Source organism: Nocardia miyunensis NBRC 108239, from assembly GCF_001613065.1.
Classification (GTDB): Bacteria; Actinomycetota; Actinomycetes; order Mycobacteriales; family Mycobacteriaceae; genus Nocardia; species Nocardia miyunensis.
Genome location: NZ_BDBQ01000042.1, coordinates 1 through 7,172, shown reverse-complemented (window position 1 = coordinate 7,172; position 7,172 = coordinate 1). Strand labels below are relative to the sequence as shown.

Sequence of the window (7,172 nt, the reverse complement as noted above, 5' to 3'; positions counted from 1 at the left end):
GCGCCTGGGCCGCCGCGGCGACCCCGATCTCGATCGGCGCGAGCGTACTCGGCGCGCTGCTCATCGGCATCGTGCTCTACGGCGGGCCCGGAACCGTCCGGATGCCCTCCGGCTCACTGCAATCCGTGCCGCCGGGGGCGATCACGCCGATGGCGCTGGCCGTGCTCGTGCTGCTGCCGCTGTCGGCGTTCGAAGCCGTGGGCGTCCTGCCCGCGGCGGCTCAGGCGCTGACCAGAGGACGGGCCGCACTGCGTCGGATCATCGCCGCCGAGAGCGCTGAAGATGCTCGCGCACAACAGGTTCGGAGAGAATTGCCCGCGCTGCCCCCGGGCCGCCGGATCGCGGTCCTCGGCCCGAGCGGTGCCGGGAAGACCACCCTGTTGATGGCCTGGGCCGGGCTGTTCGACACCCCGCGTCCGGGGGTCACCTTCTTCGCCGAGGACGCCCACCTGTTCGGCACCACGGTCCTGGAGAATCTGCGGGTGGCCCGCGGCGACGTCACCGAGGACGAGGCCCGCGCGGCCCTGCACGCGGTCGGCGCGGGCGACTGGCTCGACTCCCTGCCCGAGGGGCTGCACACCGACCTGATCGGCGGTGCGGCAGCGGTATCGGGCGGTCAACGCCGTCGTATTCTGCTCGCCCGCGCGCTGCTCTCCCCGGCCCGGGTCCTGCTGCTGGACGAACCCACCGAACATCTGGAAGCCGCCACCGGCGCGAACCTCCTGCGCGCCCTCCTCGACGACACCAGCGGCCTGGTCGCCCCGGACCGCACGGTCGTGGTCGTCACCCATCAGCTGCCACCGGACCATCGCGCCGACACCGTCGTCCAGGTATCGCCCGGCGCCCGAATCTCGATCCCGCGCACCCGCCTCACCAGCGATTTCGCCCCCCGCGAAAATACGTTGCCGACCGGCGGATCCACCCGTTAGATTTGGGTTACACGGGAAGGAGGTGGTTCGAAGAATGAGTATTCGCAGGACACGTGAGGTGGCTGTCAGCTAAGCGCCACCGCTGCGACGGGTAACCGTCCGCGCGAGCGCGCGGCGAATCCCAGGCAGTCACCCGGCCCCCGAGTCCCCGGTTGTCCGACCGGGATCGCGAGAAGAGATTTTCCGCGATACGGCTCGGGGGTCGTTCTGTCTCAGCCGACGTAGCGCCGCAGGCGGGCCGACAGGCGGGGTTCGAGGGCGCCGTCGGCTACCACGCGTTCCTCGACGTAGCCGAGGTCGCCGCCTTCGACGATGCCGTAGAGACGTTTCGCGCCGCCGACGACCGCGCCGGACTGGCTGCGGATCACGACGTCGGTGGCCAATTCCCAGGAGGACTGGGTGAGCGCCTGGCCGTAGTAGAGCTCCACGATGCCGGAGCTGTGGGTGAGCAGCAGTTCGATGACCTCGTCGTCGCCGTCCATGGCGACTCGCCAGAAACCGCTCTCACGCAGGTCCGGGCCGCCGTAGTTGCCCTCGGCGTCGATCACCCAGGAGCGGGACTGCCAGGTCAGGTAGTCGCCGCCGTCGTGCGAGACGATGATCTGCTGGCCGAAGTGGTAGTCCCCGCGCTCGGGATCGTTTCCCTCGCCCTCACCGCGCCACACGCCGACCAGCGGCAGCAGCGCGAGCATGGAGGAACTCAGATCCGGGCCCTGCCGCAGATTCGCGGTGTCCTCGGGCAGCGGCAGATCCGGTAGCTGCGGAATATTGCGCGGGCCGGTGGATTTGGCGCGCTCTGCGGCCTCGTTCACCGCGGCGTCACCGCTGCGGCGCGACGGCTCGGCCCCATTGTCCGTCGGGGACGCGGAACCGTTCAGTGTTGAGTTCTCGACGTGCTCGGACTCGGTCACGACTCGGTGAAGAGCCGGTAGAGGACGTACAGACCGAACCAGGCGATCAGCACGGAGACGAGAACCAGCAAAATCTCGAAGGTAAGGACCACGTGTCGAAGTCTATCGACCCGCACGCCCTGGACGAAAACCGGGGACGTTGTGAGATATGCCGTAGCAGCCGTACGGAAAACGCTGGATACGTAAACGTTCACCCCGACCGCAGCCCCGGAATCCGCTCCCGTGCCGCGGACGATCCCTGCCCCGAAACACGAGATGCTTCGCCGCTGAGCACCTCGAAACGTGCTCAGCGGCGAAGCATCTTCGTACGCCGGAACTGTCAGGCCAAGTAACACCAGCCCCAAAGGTTTTCGGTGCGGGCTGGTCGTTCAGCCCTCGAAGCGCATGGGCGAAGCCCGAGTCTCGAGGGCTGAACGACGAGTCTTACAGCGCCGAAAACCCGCCGGAGCGAAGCGGAGGCCGAAAATACAGCTACTTCGCGACGGAGACGTCCACGTTGTGGATGCCCGCGCCTTCGGGGGAGACCTTCGCGGTGCCGTTGCCCGCGGAGGACAGGGCGCGGATGGTCCAGGAACCGGGGGCGGCGAAGAAACGGAAGTCACCGGTGCCCGAGGCGACGACCTCGGCGGTGAACTCGTCGCCGGAATCCAGTAGACGAACGAACGCACCACCGACGGGATTGCCGTCGGCGTCGAGGACACGGCCGGTCAGGACCGTCTCCTTCTCGGTGTCGACATTGGCAGGCAGGGTCTGACCCTGGGTAGGTGCTGCGCACATAGGAAATTAGGCTCCCAACTCGATCGGTGCTCCTACGAGGGAGCCGTACTCGGTCCAGCTTCCGTCGTAGTTCTTGACATTCTTGTGGCCGAGCAGCTCCTGCAGCACGAACCAGGTGTGCGAGGAACGCTCGCCGATGCGGCAGTAGGCGATGGTCTCCTTCTCGCCGTCCAGACCCGCATCCTTGTACAGCTCCGCGAGCTCCTCGTCGGAACGGAAGGTGCCGTCCTCGTTCGCGGCCTTGCTCCACGGCACGTTGATCGCGCCGGGGATGTGGCCGGGGCGCTGGCTCTGCTCCTGCGGCAGGTGGGCCGGCGCGAGGATCTTGCCGGAGAACTCGTCGGGCGAACGCACGTCGACGAGGTTCTTGGTGCCGATCGCGGCGATGGCGTCGTCACGGAACGCGCGGATGGACAGGTCCTGCTCGCCGGCCTTGTAGGTGGTGGCCGGACGGGTCACGGATTCCTTCGACAGCGGGCGGCCGTCGAGTTCCCACTTCTTGCGGCCGCCGTCGAGCAGCTTGACGTCCTGGTGGCCGTACAGCTTGAAGTACCAGTACGCGTAGGCCGCGAACCAGTTGTTGTTGCCGCCGTAGAGGACGACGGTGTTGTCGTTGCCGATACCGCGCGTCGACAGCAGGTCGGAGAACTGCTCGCGGTTGACGAAGTCACGCCGAACCGGATCCTGCAGGTCCTTTTTCCAGTCGAGCTTGACGGCACCTTCGATGTGGCCCGTGTCGTAGGCGGAGGTGTCCTCGTCGACCTCGACGATGACGACGCCGGGGGCGTTGAGGTTCTCTTCTACCCAGTCTGCGGAGACCAGGACATCGGAGCGAGCCATGTTGTTCCTTTCGATGTGACTTGCCGGGCTAGGTGGGGGACTGTGTGCGTGCGGGAAGGATCCGCTGGACGAGTGGGTAGATCTTGCAGCCCAGGCAGATGCCGAAGGCCGCGTTCAGGAATGCCGCGAACAGTGCGAAGGCGGCGAAGATCGCGCCGGTCACGACACTTCCGGCGGCGAAGCCGATCAGGCTGACCACCGCGAAGATCAGGCCGACCAGCTGGGCGAACCGCAGCGGTGCGACGGGTTCGACCTCGGTGGGCGGGCCGACGCGCGGCGCGACGAGCCTGGCGTAGATCTGCCCGTAGGGGCTGCGCCGCGGGCCCAGCAGCGCGCCGAGTGCGAACACCACCGCCTGCAGGGCGATGAGCACCGCGGCGACCGGGACCGAGACGGCGGAGACGATCAGGACAACGACCAGAACGCCGGTGGTCAGCCACGCCGCGAAGCGGGGACCACGCACGTCGACCTGGCCGGGCCGGGGCTGCTGGGTGGATAAGTCGGTGTCGGGTTGGGACATCGGAAGAACTCCTGCGCTGCGTATGTCTGGCGGTTTTCGAGTCAGATCACCGGAGGATCGACGAGATCACTCACGCGGTAGCACAACCGGTCGGCAGCGAAAGAGGTAAAGGCCGACCGGCTACATGCACAGGCAGCAACAACCGCCGAGGCGGCACAGATCAACTGTGCGGCGACGGGTGAGCATCAGCTCTCGGCGGTTTTGCACCCCGACCACTTTACCCGGTTCGGCGCGGAAATTGGACCCGGGGTCGGAAATCGATGCGTTCGACCTGCTCACGGCCGGTCAGCACGACGATCCGGACGCACCGGGCCGGGTTCGCGCCCGCCGAGCGGTCAGGCGCAGCGGGGTTCGGGCTGGGTGAGCGGGACCAGGGCGCTGCGCAGGTCCGAGGTCTTCGGCACGCCCGAGATGCGGAAGCGTTCGCGGCCCTCGGCGTCGAAGACGAACGTCGTGGGCAGGGACAGCACGTTCAGCTCGCGGGCCAGGGCGGGTTCGGCATCGATGTCGACCTCGATGTCCCGCGGCGGGGCCTGCGTCTGCGCCAGATCGGCGACCACGCCGCCGACCACCCGGCGCACCGCGGCGCACGGGCCGCACCACTCGGCGGAGAAATGCAGTACCGCCGGCTGCGCCGCGCCGACGCCCGCCGCGGTCAGCAATGCCGTGCGCTCGGCGGTGTCGGGCTGAGATGCCTTGGCGGCCGGGGCATTTCGTACGCGGCCCTCGCGACGGCGCACCAGCACGCCGACGACGCCGCCGACGAGCAGCACCGCCACGAGAATCGTGATCTGCGTCATGGCTGGGCGAACCTGTCCATATCGATCGTCATATTGTCGCCCTCCCCTTCCACGATGATATTGCCGCCGAGCGCCTTGACACTGGTCGGGTGTACCCCGAAGGGCAGATCGCGGGTGTCGATGGTCCGGCTGAACCGGGCCAGTACCGCGGTCTTGTCCAGGTCGGGGCTCAGTTCCACCGAATTCGTGGTGGTGGTCTCGTCACCGTGATACAGATCCGTCGCGACGATGCGGACCTGATCGCCGTCCAGCGTCAGATCGGCCTTCACGCTGACGCGCTCGGTGCTGCGCGGTTCGGGGCCCAGCGGAATGGTGCCGCTGAGGATGAGCGCGCCCTGGGTGGTCACGCCCGAGCCGCCCGAGCCGCCCGTACCGTCGGATTTGTCGGCCGGCGGCCCGCGCATGTCCAGATCCGGGATGTTGAACAACCGGCCCAGCTCGACCGGTTCGATGCGCATCCGCCCGGCCACCCGATCCACCGGAACCGACCGGGTATCGCCGTCGAGCAGCGCGTGCGCCGGGAGATGGACGCCGTTGAGCGTCGCCTCGACCAGGATCTGGCCCGGGATGTCCGGCCGGTTCGCGCTGGCCTGGATCTCGACGTTGCGGAAGTTGTCGTGCCAGGCCTGCAGGACGAACGGGAATCCGTGGATGGTCACGTTCGGATCGGCGCTGAGTTCGCCGCCCGCGCGCAGCGACCGCGACACCCGGTACTCCGAATAGGCCGCCGCGGTGAAGTCCACCACGACCGCGATCGCGACCAGCAACAGCACACCGAGGACGATCTTGCGCACCACGTACGCGCGCATCGACACACCCGGTTCCTCGATCAGCGTCGCGCCCGAGCCCTCGGCGGGCAGGTCCGGGGCCGGGCGGGTACCGGGCGTGCCCGTCGGGCTACCCATGGATGCGGCCGCCTCTGCGCGACTCGGCGAATGCCGCCGGGCCGGTCGGGGCGGGGTGGGTGTGCGGCGCCCCGGAACGGTTGCGAGGCCCTTCGCCGGGCCGGCGCTGTGGAGCTGGTCGGGTCGTCGGGGTACCCGATGAGTTACCCATGCATGCACGATATCTGTTGTCGCCTCGATGTACTCCGGGTGTTGGGCCCGGAGTATCTGTCACGGTAGGCCGTTCGGACCGGGCCGATCGCGGTTCGGACATCCGGCCGCGCCCGTTTCGCCGGAGATGCCGCCTTCGCCTCGACGGTCGCTGCTCCGGCTGACGGCGTTCGCCGATCCGGGATGCGCCTGGGGCCGGTTCCGGTGCGCCGGACGCCGGAATGCGTGGTCACATCAACGGACGCGCTAATGTAGGCACGAATTACCAGTTCTAACGAGCATGATGTCGCGGAGTTACAGCGAGGTTGCCGCGGACATGCCAGATTGGGAGGAGAGCCGGTGGAGCTGCTCCTGCTGACCTCGGACCCGAACCCGGAGTCGGTCCTGCCCTCGCTGGCGTTGTTACCGCACAACGTCCGTCCCGCGCCCACGGAGGTCTCCTCCCTGCTCGAGGCAGGTTCCGCGGACGTCGCACTGGTCGATGCGCGCACCGATCTGGCCGCGGCGCGCGGGCTGTGCCGACTGCTCGGCAGCACCGGGTCCTCGGTGCCGGTCGTCGCGGTGCTCACCGAGGGCGGCCTGGTCGCGGTCAACGCCGACTGGGGATTGGACGACATCCTGCTGCCCGGCACCGGCCCCGCCGAACTCGACGCGCGGCTGCGTCTGCTGGTGGCGCGCAACGGCGGCTCGGCCAGCCCGGAGAACACCGGCAAGATCACCCTGGGTGAGCTGGTGATCGACGAGGGCACCTACACCGCGCGGCTGCGCGGCCGTCCGCTCGATCTGACCTACAAGGAATTCGAGCTGCTGAAATACCTCGCGCAGCACGCGGGCCGGGTCTTCACCCGGGCTCAGCTGCTGCAGGAGGTCTGGGGTTACGACTTCTTCGGCGGCACCCGCACGGTCGACGTGCACGTGCGCCGGCTGCGCGCCAAACTCGGCAGCGAATACGAATCGCTCATCGGCACGGTTCGCAACGTCGGTTACAAGGCCGTGCGCCCGGCGCGCTCGAGCGCCAAGGGCGATGCGGTCCCGGCGTCGTCCGAGGACGGCACGCCCGTCGAGGACGCGCAACCCGCTCCGGTCAACGGTTCGCTGTCGTGACCGTCGATCGGGCGGAGCTGTCGGGGTGGACCGACGAGCTGTCCGCCGATACGGTGTCCCAGGTGCACGCACTGCTCGCGCGCGCACACGAATCCGACGGCGTCGCACCGGTTTCCGAACAGGCCGTGCTGTCCCTGGACGCGTCCGGCGCGGCCCGGCACCTGCTCGCGATCCGCGAGGGCGCGGTGGCCGGATACGCGAATCTCGTTGCCGCACACGGCGATCACCCCGCGATG

General features: G+C 68.4%; 8 protein-coding genes and 1 pseudogene. 3 read left to right on the top strand and 6 right to left on the bottom strand.

Features of this window, described 5'->3' with window-relative positions; all coding sequences use genetic code 11:
* On the top strand, positions 1-929 hold a 929-nt coding region (locus NM2_RS18160; RefSeq protein WP_157121159.1), incomplete at its 5' end, for an ATP-binding cassette domain-containing protein.
* A 212-nt stretch (positions 930-1,141) separates the two neighbouring features.
* Here NM2_RS18160 and NM2_RS18155 read toward each other — a convergent pair.
* The 6 genes from NM2_RS18155 to NM2_RS18130 all read right to left on the bottom strand — a co-directional run bounded on the left by NM2_RS18155 (position 1,142) and on the right by NM2_RS18130 (position 5,571).
* Positions 1,142-1,807 carry a heme-binding beta-barrel domain-containing protein gene (locus NM2_RS18155; RefSeq protein ID WP_067670123.1) on the bottom strand — a complete coding sequence of 222 codons (666 nt, stop codon included), beginning with the start codon at positions 1,805-1,807 and terminating at the stop codon, positions 1,142-1,144.
* Between the two features lie 504 nt (positions 1,808-2,311).
* On the bottom strand, positions 2,312-2,617 hold the full coding sequence (locus NM2_RS18150) for a DUF1416 domain-containing protein (RefSeq protein WP_067670119.1): 306 nt from the start codon (positions 2,615-2,617) through the stop codon (positions 2,312-2,314).
* Positions 2,618-2,623: 6 nt separating this feature from the next.
* The gene (locus NM2_RS18145) at positions 2,624-3,457 is read right to left on the bottom strand and encodes a sulfurtransferase (RefSeq protein ID WP_067670116.1); all 834 of its coding nucleotides are present in this window, start codon (positions 3,455-3,457) and stop codon (positions 2,624-2,626) included.
* Positions 3,458-3,485: 28 nt separating this feature from the next.
* Positions 3,486-3,977 (bottom strand): DUF4395 domain-containing protein, encoded by a 492-nt coding sequence (locus tag NM2_RS18140; protein WP_067670114.1) that lies wholly within the window; start codon positions 3,975-3,977, stop codon positions 3,486-3,488.
* Positions 3,978-4,312: 335 nt separating this feature from the next.
* Positions 4,313-4,777 (bottom strand): thioredoxin family protein, encoded by a 465-nt coding sequence (locus NM2_RS18135; protein ID WP_067670112.1) that lies wholly within the window; start codon positions 4,775-4,777, stop codon positions 4,313-4,315.
* The gene (locus NM2_RS18130; protein WP_067670121.1) at positions 4,774-5,571 is read right to left on the bottom strand and encodes an LmeA family phospholipid-binding protein; all 798 of its coding nucleotides are present in this window, start codon (positions 5,569-5,571) and stop codon (positions 4,774-4,776) included. The genes NM2_RS18135 and NM2_RS18130 overlap by 4 nt, the downstream gene beginning before the upstream one ends.
* A 600-nt stretch (positions 5,572-6,171) precedes the next feature.
* On the opposite strand from NM2_RS18130, the gene NM2_RS18125 reads away from it, so the two are divergent.
* Positions 6,172-6,936 (top strand): winged helix-turn-helix transcriptional regulator, encoded by a 765-nt coding sequence (locus tag NM2_RS18125; RefSeq protein ID WP_067670110.1) that lies wholly within the window; start codon positions 6,172-6,174, stop codon positions 6,934-6,936.
* Positions 6,933-7,172: pseudogene (locus tag NM2_RS18120) on the top strand (mycothiol synthase); the annotation flags it as partial. The gene NM2_RS18125 and the pseudogene NM2_RS18120, both read left to right, overlap by 4 nt.